The 16,663-nt window shown below is 45.9% G+C and carries 11 protein-coding genes; 4 read left to right on the top strand and 7 right to left on the bottom strand.

All coding sequences use genetic code 11. From position 1 onward, the window contains the following. Window positions 1–53 precede the first annotated feature (53 nt). The 3 genes from cydC to trxB all read right to left on the bottom strand — a co-directional run bounded on the left by cydC (window position 54) and on the right by trxB (window position 4,618). Window positions 54–1,775 carry a heme ABC transporter ATP-binding protein/permease CydC gene (gene cydC / locus UF05_RS00410; protein WP_025525322.1) on the bottom strand — a complete coding sequence of 574 codons (1,722 nt, stop codon included), beginning with the start codon at window positions 1,773–1,775 and terminating at the stop codon, window positions 54–56. Further along, window positions 1,768–3,555 (bottom strand): heme ABC transporter permease/ATP-binding protein CydD, encoded by a 1,788-nt coding sequence (gene cydD / locus UF05_RS00405; RefSeq protein WP_031813408.1) that lies wholly within the window; start codon window positions 3,553–3,555, stop codon window positions 1,768–1,770. The genes cydC and cydD overlap by 8 nt, the downstream gene beginning before the upstream one ends. 103 nt (window positions 3,556–3,658) lie before the next feature. Beyond that, window positions 3,659–4,618 carry a thioredoxin-disulfide reductase gene (gene trxB, locus UF05_RS00400; RefSeq protein WP_005495561.1) on the bottom strand — a complete coding sequence of 320 codons (960 nt, stop codon included), beginning with the start codon at window positions 4,616–4,618 and terminating at the stop codon, window positions 3,659–3,661. A 360-nt stretch (window positions 4,619–4,978) separates the two neighbouring features. On the opposite strand from trxB, the gene UF05_RS00395 reads away from it, so the two are divergent. Next, window positions 4,979–5,635 carry a 2OG-Fe dioxygenase family protein gene (locus UF05_RS00395; protein ID WP_171901840.1) on the top strand — a complete coding sequence of 219 codons (657 nt, stop codon included), beginning with the start codon at window positions 4,979–4,981 and terminating at the stop codon, window positions 5,633–5,635. Further along, window positions 5,619–6,854 carry a cysteine desulfurase-like protein gene (locus tag UF05_RS00390; RefSeq protein ID WP_029840160.1) on the top strand — a complete coding sequence of 412 codons (1,236 nt, stop codon included), beginning with the start codon at window positions 5,619–5,621 and terminating at the stop codon, window positions 6,852–6,854. The genes UF05_RS00395 and UF05_RS00390 overlap by 17 nt, the downstream gene beginning before the upstream one ends. A gap of 92 nt (window positions 6,855–6,946) precedes the next feature. Here the strand turns inward: UF05_RS00390 and UF05_RS00385 are convergent, their stop codons facing one another. Further along, window positions 6,947–7,771, bottom strand: a complete 825-nt coding sequence (locus tag UF05_RS00385; RefSeq protein WP_045546108.1) for a DUF2797 domain-containing protein — start codon at window positions 7,769–7,771, stop codon at window positions 6,947–6,949. A gap of 349 nt (window positions 7,772–8,120) precedes the next feature. Between UF05_RS00385 and UF05_RS00380 the strand changes: the two genes are divergently transcribed. Continuing rightward, window positions 8,121–9,458 (top strand): diguanylate cyclase, encoded by a 1,338-nt coding sequence (locus tag UF05_RS00380; protein WP_029840161.1) that lies wholly within the window; start codon window positions 8,121–8,123, stop codon window positions 9,456–9,458. A 370-nt stretch (window positions 9,459–9,828) separates the two neighbouring features. Here the strand turns inward: UF05_RS00380 and UF05_RS00375 are convergent, their stop codons facing one another. From UF05_RS00375 to UF05_RS00365, 3 genes are all read right to left on the bottom strand, one after another. Further along, window positions 9,829–11,199, bottom strand: a complete 1,371-nt coding sequence (locus tag UF05_RS00375; RefSeq protein WP_005495550.1) for an SLC13 family permease — start codon at window positions 11,197–11,199, stop codon at window positions 9,829–9,831. A 232-nt stretch (window positions 11,200–11,431) separates the two neighbouring features. Next, the gene (locus UF05_RS00370; RefSeq protein WP_025612974.1) at window positions 11,432–12,166 is read right to left on the bottom strand and encodes a SanA/YdcF family protein; all 735 of its coding nucleotides are present in this window, start codon (window positions 12,164–12,166) and stop codon (window positions 11,432–11,434) included. A gap of 165 nt (window positions 12,167–12,331) precedes the next feature. After that, window positions 12,332–14,020, bottom strand: coding sequence for an NAD-dependent malic enzyme (locus UF05_RS00365; RefSeq protein ID WP_005462599.1), 1,689 nt, complete (start codon window positions 14,018–14,020; stop codon window positions 12,332–12,334). A 214-nt stretch (window positions 14,021–14,234) separates the two neighbouring features. Here UF05_RS00365 and UF05_RS00360 point away from each other — a divergent pair, with 214 nt between their 5' ends. Continuing rightward, on the top strand, window positions 14,235–16,589 hold the full coding sequence (locus UF05_RS00360; protein ID WP_045546107.1) for a helicase-related protein: 2,355 nt from the start codon (window positions 14,235–14,237) through the stop codon (window positions 16,587–16,589). Window positions 16,590–16,663 lie beyond the last annotated feature (74 nt).

The following is a 16,663-nucleotide window of genomic DNA, read 5'->3' as shown; positions in this document are numbered from 1 at the left end:
TGTTGAGTTAGTCAATGAAAAAGCTCATCCGAAGATGAGCTTTTTAGTCTTACTTATAGAGATTGAAGCAACTGGTAGTAACGACCGTGTTGAGCGAGTAGCGTTTGATGGTCACCTTGCTCAATGATCTCGCCCTGTTCCATAAGGCAAATGTTGTCCATGTTCTCTAATTCGATGAGTCGGTGAGTGATGAACACAACCGTCTTGTTGGCAAAATACTCGTTGAAAAGCGCCATGATTTTTTGTTCGGTACGCTTGTCGAGGCCTTCGGTTGGCTCATCAAGAAGCAAAATCGGAGCATCTCGTAGTAACGCTCGCGCAATACCAATACGACGTTTCTCGCCACCAGAAAGCTGACGACCGCCATCACCCAGCCAAGCATCAAGACCCGGCTCTTCAAGCAGTGCACCCAGTTCTACTTTCGTTAGGATATCCGCCAGTTGCTCATCAGTCGCATTTGGTGACGCCATTAACAAGTTGTCACGTAGCGTGCCGTTTAACACATCTACTCGTTGGCTCACTACGGTAATTGCTGAGCGCAGATCGGATTCGCACCAATCTTTTAGTGAAGCGCCACCAATGCGAACCTCACCTTGGTTTACATCCCAGTAGCGACAAAGTAGTTGAATCAGAGTCGACTTGCCTGAACCCGTTTGACCAACAATTGCGGTTTTCGAGCCTAAAGGAAGTGAAAGCGAAAGGTCTTTCAGCACTTTCTGTTGTCCATCAGGGTATGCAAAATCAATGTTGATGAACTCGATATCCAGTGGCTTTTCTTCGCGTTTAGATTGCTCAGGGAAGACAACATCAGGCTCAGCAAGAATCACTTCGTTCAAGCGACGGGCAGAAGTCAGCGTTTGACCAAGGTATTGGAACGCACCCGCAATAGGCATCAAAATTTCAAAACTTGCCATTGTTGCAAAAGCGAATAGGGCGATCCAAGGATCAGGTGCCCGACCACCAACGCCATCAGCAGCAAACCAAAGCATGACAACTAAAGTCAGGCCGTTCACCAACATCAGAAGTCCTGACGCCATACCAGTCAGATTAGCGTTTACAAACTGGTTTGAAAGCAGTTGTTTTTGCTTTTCAAGAATCAGGTTACGGTAGCGTTCTTCTGCACCAAAAATACTCAGCTCGCTATAGCCTTGTAGCCAATCGAGTGTCGCGACACGAAGCTGAGCTTTGTTATGCGTTAAGTGCTCACCATTGTTTTTGCCCAGTTTGTAAAAAAGCACTGGCCACACCAAAAGCATGATCGTAAGAATTGAGCCTAAAAGTAGCGCAAGATGCCAGTCAAAGAACGCTAAGACTGCGGTTAAACTCAGAATGCCAAAGATGCCAATAATGACTGGGCTGACAAGTCGCAGATAAACGTGATCCATTGCGTCCACATCGGCTACCAGACGGTTCAGCAGATCAGCATCGCGCATTGTTGACACTCTACCTGGGATCAGCGGAGCAAGTTTCTTGAAGAAGAAGATACGCAGGTCTGTCAGTAATTTAAATGTCGCATTATGGCTTACAACACGCTCCCCCCAACGGCCAGCTGTTCGTGCCATTGCGGCACCGCGCACGCCAGCACCTGGCAGCATGTAGTTGAAGGTTTCACGCGCAACGGTTAAACCAGCCACTGCTGCTGCGGAGATAAACCAACCAGACAGAGTGAGCAAGCCGATAGATGCAGCAAGTGTTAGGAACGCCAATAGCATACCCAGCGACAAACCGAACCAATGTTTTTTATACAGTTTTAGATAAGGGAGTAAATCACGCATCTAGGTTCCCCTTGTCTGATTCACGCTGCGCTAGGTTGGCAGCTAACATGTCTTTAAACAAACCTTCTTGTGAGGCTAGGGTAGCGTAGTCGCCACGTTGTACGATTTGACCATCTTGCATCACGAGAATTTGTGAAACGTTTTGCAAAGGCGCAAGTTGGTGAGTGATCATCAAGTTAGTGGTGGATTGGGTATACTTATTAATTCCCTCCATCACCAGTTTTTCACTGCGCGCATCCAAGCTTGCCGTCGGTTCGTCAAGCAACCAGAAACGGCCGTTTTGTAGCATTGCTCGCGCAAGTGCAAGACGTTGAGCTTGTCCTACAGATAAACCGCCTGAACGGTCAGAGATTGCGTAATCCAGGCCATGCATTTCAACAAACTCAGCCGCGTAAGAATCGTTGAGCACTGCATTCACTTGTGCGTCTGGAATATCGTGTTTACCAAGCGTGACGTTATCACGAATGCTGCCGTGCAATAACATTGGGTTTTGACCAATCCAGCTGACAGCTTCGCGCCAAGTCGATAGATCAAGTTGAGACAACTCGCAGCCGTTAATTTTCAAACTGCCCTTGTATGGCATAAAGCCAAGAATGGTATTAACCAAACTGGTTTTACCTGCGCCACTTGGGCCAACAAGCGCAGTGCTTTGATTGGCTTCCAATGAAAATGACAGAGGGCCAGCCAATTGTTTCCCTTCAGGGCTGAAAACAACCAAATTTTGAGCTTCGATTTGAATTGGCGTGTTCTGTTCAAGAGATTGAGTTCCATCTTTCACTTGATCGACCTCTAGTTCAAGAAACTCGACAATACTTTCGGCAGCGCCCACCGCTTGTTGCTTCGCGTGATAGAAAGTGCCGAGATCTCGAAGTGGTTGGTAAAACTCAGGAGCTAAAATCAGGATGAACAGGCCAGCAAACAAGGTGACGCCAGCACCGTAGTAACCAAAGTTCAATTCACCGATGTAACTGAAGCCGAAGTAAACCGCAGTAATAGCGATAGAAATAGAAGTGAAGAACTCCAGTACCGCAGAAGAAAGGAATGCGATTTTTAGTACATCCATCGTGCGGGTACGAAATACCTCTGATGCCCCTTTTAGGGTCTCAGTTTCTGACTTTGTACGGTCGAAAAGGCGAATAGTCGTCATCGCTTGCAATCGGTCATAGAAGTGACCGGACAAGCGTTGCATTGCTTTGAAGTTTTTACGGTTCGCTTCCGCGGCTTTGATACCAACTAATGCCATAAAAATAGGCACTAGCGGGGCCGTCACAAGGAAGATTAAACCTGCCGCCCAGTTAACTGGGAATACCACAACCAAAATGATGAAAGGAACTAATACCGACAGCGACATTTGAGGTAAGTAGCGAGAGAAGAAGTCTTGCATGTTCTCAACTTGCTCTAGAATCAATGTTGCCCAACTGCCTGCTGGTTTGCCTTTAATGTAAGCAGGCCCCAGCTTGTGGACTTTGTCTAAAATGAGCTGTCGAATGTAAACTCGGATTTGTTCGCCACAGCGGTAGCCCGCAATTTCGCGGCCCCACGCACATGCAGCGCGGCCGATGACGGTTCCGACTAATCCGACAAAGTGCCAAATGAGCTCACTTTTATCGACTTGTTCGATGATTAATTGGTGAAGAATGGAGGCGAGCAGGGCTGCTTGAGCCAATAAAAACACGCTTGAAAGTACGCCTAGGCCTATCGCAATCATGAGCCAGCGCTTGGCTAACTTGCTCTGTTGCTTAAGCCACTTATTCAAGCTGCTTTGCTTTTTCTTATCCATCGTGAAGGCTTAATGATAATTGTTTTAATGAGGCGGTAGTATACAAAAGAAAACCCAGCGGGAATACCGCTGGGCTTTAAGGATATGACACAAATGTGAAAAGTTATTTGTCACTAAGTGCGTCTAGGAAGCGTTCCGCATCCAGAGCTGCCATACAGCCTGTACCTGCAGATGTGATTGCTTGACGATAGTTGTGATCCATTACGTCACCAGCTGCAAATACACCTTCAATGCTGGTTTGCGTTGCGTTGCCTTCTAGACCCGACTTCACAACGATGTAGCCATCTTTCATTTCTAGCTGGCCTTCAAAGATCTGGGTGTTTGGCTGGTGGCCGATCGCGATAAACGCGCCCATCACTTCAAGATCTTCAGTTGTGCCTGTGTTTACATCTTTAATGCGAACACCAGTTACACCCATATCGTCGCCCAAAACTTCATCTAGTGTGCGATCGGTGTGAAGAATGATGTTGCCATTTTCCACTTTGTCCATAAGACGATTAATGAGGATCTTCTCCGCACGGAATGAATCACGGCGGTGGATTAGGTGAACTTCAGATGCGATGTTAGATAGGTACAGCGCTTCTTCAACCGCTGTGTTACCGCCGCCAACAACCGCTACTTTTTGGTTGCGGTAGAAGAAACCGTCACACGTAGCACATGCCGATACGCCGCGACCTTTGAACGCTTCTTCTGATTCCAGACCTAGGTATTTAGCTGATGCACCTGTTGAAATGATCAAAGCATCACAGGTGTACTCACCAGAATCACCTTTTAAACGGAATGGACGTTGAGACAGTTCAACTTCGTTGATGTGATCGAATACGATTTCTGTTTCGAAACGTTCCGCATGTTCTTTCATGCGTTCCATTAATGCTGGGCCTGTTAGGCCTTCTGCATCACCTGGCCAGTTTTCTACTTCTGTTGTAGTGGTTAGCTGACCACCTTGTTGCATTCCCGTCACAAGCACAGGGTTTAGATTCGCGCGCGCTGCGTATACTGCCGCGGTGTAACCTGCTGGACCAGAACCAAGAATTAATAGTTTACAGTGTTTTACGTCGCTCATTGTGGCTCCAAAGAGGGCTGAACATTTCTCTCGATTGTATGGAAATTCTTATAGCTTTAAAAGCATAAACGGCGATTGAGATCGAATAAATGGTTATAGATTAGAACTCACTATCGCGTGATAGAAATTGTCTCAATCCAGCATAAAATTCTATTTGCAGTAGAGAAATCTAGTTTCAAATGTTGCGTAAGCTTTAATCTAAAACATATACCTAGCTTAGCTTTTGTTTGTGGGTTTTCATCTCGTTTTTTTATTTATGTTGAAGCTATCAACGTTAAAAGCTGGCAATTGCAGAATATTTGCGTAATCTATGTTGTAAATTAAATGTTAATTAAATGTGCCTCATTAAAGGAGTCAATGATGTTACATTCGCGTGAGAACACTCTACATTTAACTCAGCTCAGCATGGCAGCAATTGAGCAACTTTCGCCTTCATTTGAAGCGTTACCTCATACTGAGCACGCTGATGGGCAATATCGATTACGACGCTACTCAGTCGTGAGTTTTGAAGATGGACAAGTGATCGATTTGAACAAGAACTGCTTTGTACAGTCCTCAGATATCAACCGATTTCAGGGTGATGTCATTCGTCAATTTGAACCTATCGAGAAAGACATTTTAGCAAGTGAAGGCTTTCGCGAAATGTGTGCGCTATTCGTGAGCGCAAACCACCTTCCAAATGGTCAAGAAATCGAAATTCACCAGATTCGAATCACTGCATTAGATAGCGAAACGCAGGTCGCGCCAGAAGGTGTGCACCAAGACGGTTTTGATCATATCGCGATGGTTGGTGTTGGTCGTCACAACATCATTGGTGGTGACATCATGCTATACAGTAGCCATAACCAAGCCCCATTTTTCCGCAAAATATTAGAAAACGGGGAAGTGGCGATGTTGGCTGACAGCAAACTTTGGCACAACGCCTGTCCAATTCGTTCTGTGATTGATGACCAAGCAGGCCACATGGATGTCTTTGTATTAACCGCTACGGACAAACGTAATGAACTTCAATCTTAATCAAATCAGAGAACAGTTTCCCGCCCTGTCTCAGTATCATAATGACAAACCAGTTACGTTTTTTGATGGGCCAGGTGGCTCGCAAGTTCCTCAATCTGTGCTTGATTCAATGGTCGGCTACCTTGGGCGTTTTAATTCCAACTTGGGTGGGCATTACTTCTCTAGCCAAGCTACAGTCGATGTCATGCAGAGTGCGCGCGAGTCGGCACAAGCGCTATTGAATGCACCTTCGTCTGGTAATATTGTCTTTGGCGCGAACATGACATCACTGACGTTCCAGTTAAGCCGTGCAATCAGTCGTGATTGGCAAGAAGGGGATGAGATCATTGTCTCAGCGCTTGACCATTACTCGAACGTTTCAAGCTGGCAACAAGCAGCAGAAGACAAAGGTGCTAAGGTTCAGCAAGTTCGAATCAATGAAGCTGATTGCACTTTAGATCTTGAGCACTTACAAAGCCTACTTTCAGAAAAAACACGCTTGGTTGCCGTAACATATGCGTCAAACACCACGGGATCGATAGTTGATATTCAGCGCGTAGTTGAAATGGCGCACGGTGTTGGTGCTCAAGTTTATGTCGATGCCGTGCATTATGCACCTCACCATTTGGTCGATGTACAAGCGCTGGGTTGTGATTTCTTAGCATGTTCAGCTTATAAGTTCTTTGGACCGCATGTCGGTATCGCTTACGTGGCCGACCAATGGTTGCGCAGCCTTCGTCCTTATAAAGTAGAACCGGCTACGAATATTGGTCCGGGTCGTTTTGAAACGGGTACACAAAGCTTCGAAGGTCTTGCTGGTGTCGCGGCCGCAGTGGAATATTTGGCTCAGTTTGGCGACAACGACTTACCACTTCGTCAGCGATTAGAACAAAGTTACGCGCTTTACAATCAACACGAACAGCGCTTAAGTGAGCGTTTTTTGCAACGACTCGACGCGCTAGAAGGTGTGAAACTGTATGGCATTGAGAGCGAAGATTGTCAGCAACGTACGCCGACGTTTGCCCTAACATTTGACAAGTATTCACCAGAGTTTATCGCTAAGACCTTAGGTGAGCACAATATCTGTGTTTGGAATGGCCACTTTTATGCACTTGGTTTGGTTCGTCAGCTTGGCATTGAAGAATCAGGTGGGGTGGTACGAATTGGTTGTATGCATTACAACACTATTGAAGAAGTGGATATGTTGTTTGATGTGCTAGAAAGCATCCTTGATGATTAATCTCTCATCGCTCTGAACGAAGAAAAACAAAAGCTCGAGCCAGTGCTCGAGCTTTTTCTATCTAGGAAGTTTGTATAGTAAAGCAGACGTATCTATGCGCTTACTTCAACTTCGTAAGATGTAAATTTTCGGACGTTAATCACACCGGTATCAAAAATCAGATACTGGCCTTTGATGCCTTGCAAAATGCCAGTCACAACCGGGTTTTTGTCGAAGTTATGAGAGGTGATTTTCGTTGGGTGTTGTTGAACTGGGTAGCTAAGATCGGTAATGGTTTCGCTCAGTACCTCGATGGCATCTTCACCAAATTGCTGTTTGATTTCAGCAATCTTGTCTTGCACAAGAGGAAGCAGTTCAGCAAAACGATCTTGTAACTCAATCGGTTCACCATCGCCTTTAAGCAAAGTGCGCCAGTTTGTTTTGTCTGCAATATGCTTTGCCAGTTCCACTTCAATCAAGCCTGAAATGTGACGCGTTTTGACTTTGAAAATTGGCAGACCCTGAGTTGCACCTTGATCAATCCAACGTGTTGGAATTTGAGTGTGGCGAGTGATGCCCACTTTCAAGCTTGATGTATTTGATAGATACACGAAGTGATCCACCATACAGTTTTCTTCTCCCCACTGCGGTTCGCGGCATGTGCCTTGATCGTAGTGGCAAGTCTCTGGCTTCATGATGCACATATCGCAGCTCGCAAGCTTCTTCATACACACGAAACAGTGGCCTTGAGAATAGCTCTTTTTGGTTTTCTTACCGCATGAGCAACAAAAAATATTGCCGGTATGCGTCAACGTGAGTGTTTTACCGAGAAACGGTGACAAATCGACTTCTTCATCACCCACAGGAAGACGATAGCTGACGGCACCATCGAGAGAAGCACACATTTTGTTTAGCGTACCAGTAGCAATTAATGACATGACATTACTCGTTATTGTGTTTTGCGACAGTATATAACGAAGTGCGCTCAAGATGCAGGGTTGACAGGGTTAATAACTGGCAATGTTTCCACAATGAATGACCATTGTTTCTCGTCGCAAAGCACGATGGTGCCTCACTTGAGTGGTTGTGAATTGCTTCGCAAATAACAAGTAAGTCATCAAATTGGACGATTTTAAACCGTGATAACGGTTCAAAACGCGTTATCATGTATCGGAAATAAGAACCCAAGCCAAAAGTAATTTTGTTTCTTGATAAATGACTTTATTTGAAGTTCGAAATATCATTGAGTACACTGTGTTGTATATAAGTTAAGCAGGTCACTTGCCTATGAAGTGGATACACAAATTAATCTTCGCTCTTTCGATTTGTACGATCAGTTTAGTTGCTCTGTACAGTGTGTTAGGTGACACGCGTAAGCTCGTCATCACACCTGAACAATTCAATATTTATGCGACAAAAGATGCGAGCGAAGGTGGGCTAAGTACGGCCGATATCACCTATGATGCGCAAAGCTTGGTACTCAATTGTGAGCTAAAAAAAAGCAGTTATGCTTGGCCGTATTGCGGTATCTCGGTTTATACCGATGTTGCGAAGCCAACGCATGGCATCGATCTTTCTAATTACCATACCATCCGATTAAAGCTTCATTATGAAGAGGCGGGCAATGGGCAAAACCCAAGCCATGACCTACGTCTTTATCTGAGAAACTACAATCCGGAATACTCGAAACCGGATGATGAATACACTATCAAATACAATGGCATGCAGTTTTCTCCATCGAATTTTAGTGAAACCATCGAGATTCCGATTAAGAACTTACAGGTAATGACCTGGTGGCTTGCGGATAACAAGGTCGATATTGAACATTCTGCGCCAGAGTTTTCGAACATTACGCGTATTGATATTGCCACTGGTTCAGGTGCTGCGCTTGGTCAGCACAAAATTGTGATTGATAAGATCGAATTTGAAGGTGCCTATCTTGCACAAGAGACGTTGTTGTTTGCTCTATTGTTTTCTTGGATGGCTTTAGGGTTGGCTTTCTCTCTGCATGAACTACGGAAAAACAGAGCGGCGTATGAAAAAGCGAAGCGTCGTCATCGTCATCTAGAAAAAGTGAATGGCACTTTGCGCGCGCAGAATTACGAATTTGCCGAGTTGGCGCACCGAGATGCGCTAACCGGAGCGATGAACCGTCATGCTGTACAAACTTGGTTAGAACAGCAAGCACGCCAAGTACGTTGGGGGCACTCGACGTTGAGCATCCTTTATATGGATTTAGATAACTTTAAGAAGATTAACGATAAGTTCGGGCATCAAATGGGGGATGATATTCTGCGTGAGTTCGTCATGGTCGTTGCCAGTTCTATTGCACCTGATGACCGTTTGGTTCGTTGGGGTGGTGAAGAGTTTGTGGTTTTCTGTCCAGATACCAATATCGAACAAGCCGTGAAAAAGGCCGAGATGATACGCAAGAATGTCGTAAACCACTTGTGGGTTCATGGTGAGGCGCTTACTTGTAGTATTGGTGTGGCCCAAATGCAAAACGAGCGCGTAACCGAGACCATGGCAAGAGCCGATGAAGTATTGTATCTCGCTAAGCGTAATGGTCGAAACCGCGTTGAAGTGAATTACGGATTGTTGAGTTGCCAAAAGAATGAGGCATAAATAGATAGCATGACGTTCTAGCGATTCACACTTTTCGTTTAAACGCGCCGTTGTACTGAGCTTATGAAAGCAAAGTATGACGGCTTTTTTGTGTCTACAGTTTGTGTTGGCAGGCTATTGAGTTCGATTGTTCATTGAAGCTGGTATGAGAGGTTGTTCAGGCTTTAAGAGTAAAGGTTGATTGAGCACTAGGAATTCCCCCTTTAGAGGGAAGAATGCAAAGTGAATCCGCCAATACGAGGTAAGAAAGAAAAAAGGTGGCCAACTGGCCACCAAGAGGGAAACTGCTGAACACCACTTTAGGGGAAGTTTGGGCTATCAATTCGATCACCGTGAACAGCAGTGTAGTGCTAATCGAGTCAGTGTTTCTTTACCAGAACAACCAAGCGAACAGTGTCAGTGCACCGATACAAGCAATGTTTAATACGAAGCCGATTCTCATCATTTCTTTTTGCTTGATGTGACCCGTACCGAACACAATTGCATTTGGTGGCGTTGCAACTGGCAACATGAAGGCACAAGATGCGGCTACCGCGATAAGTGCTGACAGAATCACTGGTGATAGACCAAGTGCTTCGGCAATGGTCGCGAACACTGGGACCAGTAGCGCAGCACTTGCTGTGTTACTTGCAAACTCAGTCAAGAAGACGACAAAGGCAACCACAGAAAGGATAGTGAGCAATACACCTGCTTGTTCGAGGAAGCCAGTTAGGCTGTGCGCTAGGAAAACGCTGGTGCCTGTCGCTTTTAGAACGTTACTCAAACAGATACCGCCGCCGAACAGGATCAGAACACCCCAGTCTGTTGTCTTTTCAATGTCCTTCCATTCGACTGCTCGAGATGCGCCTAGCAGCAAGATGGCACCAATCGCAACCAAGGTGTCGAATTTTGCAAAGCCGCCAAGCATGGTGTTGATCGGCTTGCTGAAAATCCACAAAGTGACGGTAAGTAAGAAGATTGCCAGTGTGACCATTTTGCCGTTTGTCCACTCAACAGGTTTGTGGTCAAGTTCAAACTTGTGGCTCAAATCTGGCTTGGTCATGGTGTACAGAACCAAAATCGCAATTGGCATCAAAATCAAAGAGATTGGCAGACCTAGCTTCATCCATTCCGTGAAGTTCAAACCTACTTCGGCAGCAGCAATCGCGTTTGGTGGGCTACCAACTAGCGTAGCGATACCGCCGATAGAGGCGCTGTAAGCAATACCGAGAAGAACGAACAAGAATGTGTTGTGGTTTTTCTTCGCGTCCAGTTTCGTCATGACACCTAACACCAAAGGAAGCATCATTGCGGCTGTTGCTGTGTTGGAAATCCACATTGAAAGACCTGCGCTCACACCGAACAGCATAAATACCGCGACAGACATTCGACCACGAGCAATCAGCAACACTTTGTCAGCAAGTGCTTGGTCAAGTTTCTGCTTGTGCAAAGCAGCGGCGAGAGCAAAGCCACCCAAGAACAAGAAGATGATTGAGTTCGAGAAGTTATTCAGTGCTGTTTGGGTGTTAAACACGCCCAAGAAGACGGCAAGCATCGGGATCAGCAAAGCAGTAATGCTGACGTGAATCGCTTCTGTTAACCAAAGAATCGCAACAAAAACTAAGATGCTGATGCCGGTTACGACTTGTGGTTCAAAGGGTAGGGTATTAAACAAGATAATGAACAGCAGAATGTTGGCATTCAAAATCATGCTGTTGCGAGTGAAGAACCAATTCTTCAGTGTCACAGCGAGTGCGGTCATGGGTGTGCTCCTTTTGCATTGCCTTTTTGTCGGTTTTTTATGGCAAGGTAACTGACTTGTAGTTATTTATTGATTAAATGTTACTGCGAATGCGAAGGGCAATTTGGCCTGAATCGTTGGCGAAATAAGAAAATGTGAGGTTGAGATTTGGAAATGGGTAGAACTCTACCCATTTGTTTTTAACGAATTGTTATTCATGTGTGACGTGATGCACGAAAATGGTGCCAGCCGATTATTCTATAGGAATGTTGTGTTCAGCATTTGATGCTTCTGTTGGGTCTTCTACCGCAAGAATTGGCTCTTGAGGGCCAAGGAAGCGTGGCTGCGTATTCATCACGTAGAGATCCAAAAATGCTTTCACACGAGCAAGCAGTTCACGAATTCGCATCGAAGTTTTTTGTTTATTCGCCGTTGGACCTGCGACTGCAAGGCACTGTGCATCAATGTTATACGCATCGGCAATGAACAACGCACGCTCACAGTGAAAGCGTTGAGTCACGATCAAAAAACGCTCTGAGGCGAAGATCTTTTTTGCTCGCACTATGGAATCCAAAGTCCGAAATCCAGCGTAATCGAGATGGATGACTTCTTCTGGAACTCCGGCTTTAAGCAGATCTCGTTTCATGGTCCATGGCTCATTGTAAGAGCGATGTGCGTTGTCTCCGCTAAGCAAAAACTGTTTCACTTTGCCTTGTTTATAAAGCTCAATCGCTGCATTGATGCGATGAGTGTAATAGGTGTTGAGTGTCTTTCCGATGTATTTACTCGTACCAAGCACCACCGCGACTTCGTGCTGGGGTATTTGGTCGTAATCGATAAAGATATTGTCTTTGGCCTGTAATGCGACCCAGCGGTCGATAGCAACCACAGACAGGAGGAGTCCAAATAAAGAGATCGACAAAATCAAAGCAATTCGCTTCCACGAACACTTAAGCTTCCACTTTGACCTTATACGAGAAAACAGCAAAACGTCTTATACCCTTTAATAAATGTGTATTCCTCATCATATCTGATAGAAACAAAAAGAGAGAAGCCCATTTATGCCAAAATCTGGTTAGGATGATAAAAAACAGCTTAAAAAACAAAAGCCCCTACAGAGTAGGGGCTAATAATTATACAAGTTGTCTCAAGCTTAGAATGCTGTGCGTTTGTAGCGGCGGTAAACTGGCTGCCAGAACGCTTGGTCAATAGCATCGTTTAGCGCTTCGTCTGTGATTTCCAGTGCCACACCTTGCTCGATTGCTTTCTTTGCAACGGCAAAAGCAATCTTCTTCGATACTAGGTGGATTTCTTCCAAAGGAGGTAGAAGTGCACCACGACCATTAATCGCAAGTGGAGAGCATGTAGCCAGCGCTCGGCTTGATTCCATTAGCATTTCGTCAGTCACGCGTTTTGCGTTAACCGCTAAAACGCCAAGACCGATACCTGGGAAGATGTAGCTGTTGTTACATTGTGCGATAGGGTAAGTGCGACCTTCGTGAACCACAGGATCAAACGGACTACCCGTTGCCACTAGCGCTTCACCGTTTGTCCAACGGATGATGTCGTTTGGTGTTGCTTCAACACGGCTGGTTGGGTTTGACAGCGGGAAGACAATCGGACGCTTGCAGTGTTTGTGCATCTCTTCGATGACTTCTTGGCTAAATAGGCCAGGAGCACCTGATACACCAATCAGTACCGTTGGTTTCGCGTTACGCATTACATCTAGTAGTGAGAAGCCATTTCCTTCATTTTCCCACTCTTTTGTGTTGCTGTGTTTTTGGACCAAACGCTGTTGGAAATCAAGCAGGTTAGGCATACCTTCTTGTAACAGGCCCCAGCGATCGACCATGTAAACTTGAGAGCGTGCTTTCTCGTCAGAAATCCCTTCCGATACCATTTGCGCAATGATCGCTTCTGCGATACCACAACCCGCAGAACCCGCACCTAAGAAAGTGATGCGCTGTTTAGAAAGCTGAGTACCCGCCGCTTTACATGCAGCCAGTAGAGAGCCTACGGTTACTGCTGCCGTACCTTGGATGTCATCGTTGAAACAACAAATACGGTCTTTGTAGCGCTCTAGTAGAGGCATCGCATTTTTCTGCGCGAAGTCTTCAAACTGGATAAGTGCATCTGGCCAACGGCGTTGTACCGCTTGGATGAATTCTTCTACAAATGCATCGTAGTCAGGGCCCGTAATACGAGGATGACGCCAGCCCATGTACATTGGATCAGCAAGACGTTGAGGGTTGTTTGTACCCACATCCAGAACGATAGGCAATGTGTAAGCAGGGCTGATACCACCACATGCGGTGTACAGAGAAAGCTTACCGATAGGAATACCCATACCGCCGATACCTTGGTCACCCAAACCTAGGATTCGTTCGCCATCAGTCACAACAATCACTTTTACGTTGTGGTTGGCTGCGTTGTTTAGCAGGTCATCGATACGATCACGGTTCGGGTAAGAGATAAATAGACCACGACCACGACGGTAAATGTTCGAGAAGTTCTCACACGCAGCACCAACGGTTGGCGTGTAGATGATCGGCATCATCTCAGAAATATGGTTTTGTACTAAACGGTAGAATAGGGTTTCGTTGGTATCTTGGATATTGCGCAGGTAAATGTGCTTATCCATGTCGCTTTCGAAACTCTTGTATTGTTGGTAGGCACGTTCTACCTGTTCTTGAATTGTTTCTGTTGTCTCTGGAAGCAGACCTTCTAAGTTGAATGAACTACGTTCTTCAGCAGAAAAAGCACTGCCTTTGTTCAATAGAGGGGTTGCCATAAGAGCCGGACCCGCATATGGAATATATAGTGGGCGTTTATCGTTGTTCATTGGGTGCCTTAATGTAGGGTTGAAGGATGCGCACGAAATTTTAACGGGTTCACCATTTAGTTGTAAACATGCGTTGACGCACATCAATGTAATGTCGCAAAAAAACTCGTTTACCGACGAAAATATCGTCAATATTTGTTGTAAGAGATACCTAAAGCAGGATTTTTTCACTTGGGTATAATGCTCAGCATTATCACAACAAAATCCATTCTTTATGTTTCAACTGCCTATCGATAGCTTACAAGCTGAATTTGACCAACACGTGAAGCACCACCACCTAGTTGTGGAAGCAGAAACGGGTTCGGGTAAGTCAACACGCCTTCCTCTTTGGGCGGCAAAGCACGGACGTGTTTTGGTCATCGAGCCACGTCGAATTGCTTGTACCTCATTAGCTGAGTTTCTTGCGGAGCAATCTGGTGAGCCGATAGGTAACAAAATTGGTTACGCGATCAAGCTGCATGCGTATTTCGATGAGAACACGGAAGTCGTGTTTGTGACGCCGGGTGTAGCGTTGCGTTGGTTTGCGGAAGACAAACTTGCAAGCTTCGACATCGTGATAGTGGACGAATTTCACGAGCGTCGCTGGGACATTGATCTACTAACCGCAATTTTGAAGCAAGAAAATCAGCATCGATTGATAGTGACATCTGCCACATTAGAGGGCGAAAAACTCGCACATTATCTTAATGCTCATCGTCTTCGCTCAGAAGGGCGCTGTTTTCCTGTCTCGGTGACTCATCGAGTAATAGACAGTCGTCATCTGCCCAATAAAAAAGGGTGTGAAAATGACGTGGTGAAAACAGTAAAAGAAGCCCTTGAAGATGAGGAAGGCGATATCTTGGTGTTCTTACCAGGTCGAAAAGAGATCGCTCAGTGCGCGCAGATGTTACAGCACTTGGATGATGTGCTTGTGGTGAAGCTTCATGCCTCAGTCAGTGATGAAGAGCGACATCGAGCTTTAACTGTTCAAGCGCAGCGCAAAGTGGTGCTGGCAACCAATGTCGCGGAAACGTCGCTTACCATTCCTAACATCCGCGTTGTGATTGATAGCGGTTTGGAGCGAAGAACGGTTCAGCGCAACGGACGTACTGCTCTCACATTAACCAACATTTCAAAAGCCAGTGCAGCACAGCGAATGGGGCGTGCAGGGCGCGTAGCAGAAGGCTCCTGTATCCGTTTATTTGGCGAACATGCTCCATTAGAGTTGGTCACGCCACCGGAGTTGCATCGTGAAGAGCTGGTGGAGCCCATGCTTGCGGCGGCGTGTTGTGGCTATCGTTTATCTGAGTTGCATTTCCTTGATGCAGTTCCAGAAAAGTCATTGAACGCGGCACTTCTGTATTTGCAAGCGATGGGTGCATTAGACGACAACGGTGACGTAACAGAGCACGGCAAAAAAGTTTATCCACTGCCAATTGACGCGTTATTCGCCGATCTGGTGACTCGTATTCCGACCAAAGCCGAAAAAGAAGCCATGATCGATTTAGCGGCAGCGCTCTCCGTGCCTGCACAGCTGTATCAACTGCAAAGGGGAGAGGCAGCAGAGGCACTAGAGCGAGAAGAACCTTTGGGGTGTGACGCGTCGCTAATGATTCGGTTGGTGCGTGGAGAACAGCTTCCTGCTGTGATTGTTGATACCAGTGTGCTGGAAGAAGCGCAAGGCTTAGCAAAGCAGATGCGGGACGTATTTGAATTGCCTCAATTGGAAGTGGCTTCGCGTTATCGACGAGATCAACTGACTCAAGCGATAGCGGCTTTGCATCCTGAATTGGTGTTTGTGCGCAGAGAGCGTCGCCGAGATGCACTTGGCAATGGTTCGATGGAAATGGTCGTTGGTCGAAACAGTCGTTTTCCGGATAAAAGTGAAGCGGCTTTGGTGCTAGATAGCCACAGCGTACCGGGTAGGGGAGTTAAACAAACGCTCAACCTTGCATCTGTCATGATGCCGATTTCGCTCGAACTCATTAAAACGCTCGAACTGGGAGAGTGGCAGCAAGGTGATACTCAATACGAAGATGAGACTCCGCTAGCAACTATGCACTTAGTGTACGCTGGCCGGATAATATTCACCGAGCATCAAGCGTTACAAGGTGAAGTGGCGATTCAATCTATTGCCGACATGATCGAACAAGAAATGTTGTTGCCAGGCTTTGCTCCATTGCGAAAACAACAAATTCAGCACTGGAAAATCTACAACTCCCTAGGTCTGAGTACTGAACTGGTGGATAAGAAAGTCCTTGATGAACTTTGTTTTTCTACTTGGTTGACTGAACAATTGGCAACGCTCGGCGTTGAAAGTGTTGAAGACATCGAATTGTTCGAGGCCGATGACCTTCCATTTGAAGGCATTCCCGAGTGGGAATACAACGACTTCGCAGAGCAGTACCCTCTGAAGCTCGTGTTAGCTGAGCTCAAGCTTGAAGTGGAATATTTTGTGTCTCGCAAGTTGGTTCATGTCATCTACACAGAAGGAAATCGCAAAGGTGACCCTAAACGCTGGGAACTTCCAAGATGGGCTGGGTGGAAAGTTCAGTACAAAAAAGCCAGCCGTGTGGTGGATGTCAAATAAACGAATTTTATCAACGAGTTGGTAGATATTGAGCTGTGTATCTACGGCTTATTGTAAAATCTTCAGCTAATTAT

Source organism: Vibrio sp. S457-15 (assembly GCF_000960545.1).
Classification (GTDB): Bacteria; Pseudomonadota; Gammaproteobacteria; order Enterobacterales; family Vibrionaceae; genus Vibrio; species Vibrio parahaemolyticus.
The sequence above is the reverse complement of the archived record's forward strand: the minus strand, read 5'-3'. Positions and strand labels throughout refer to the sequence as shown.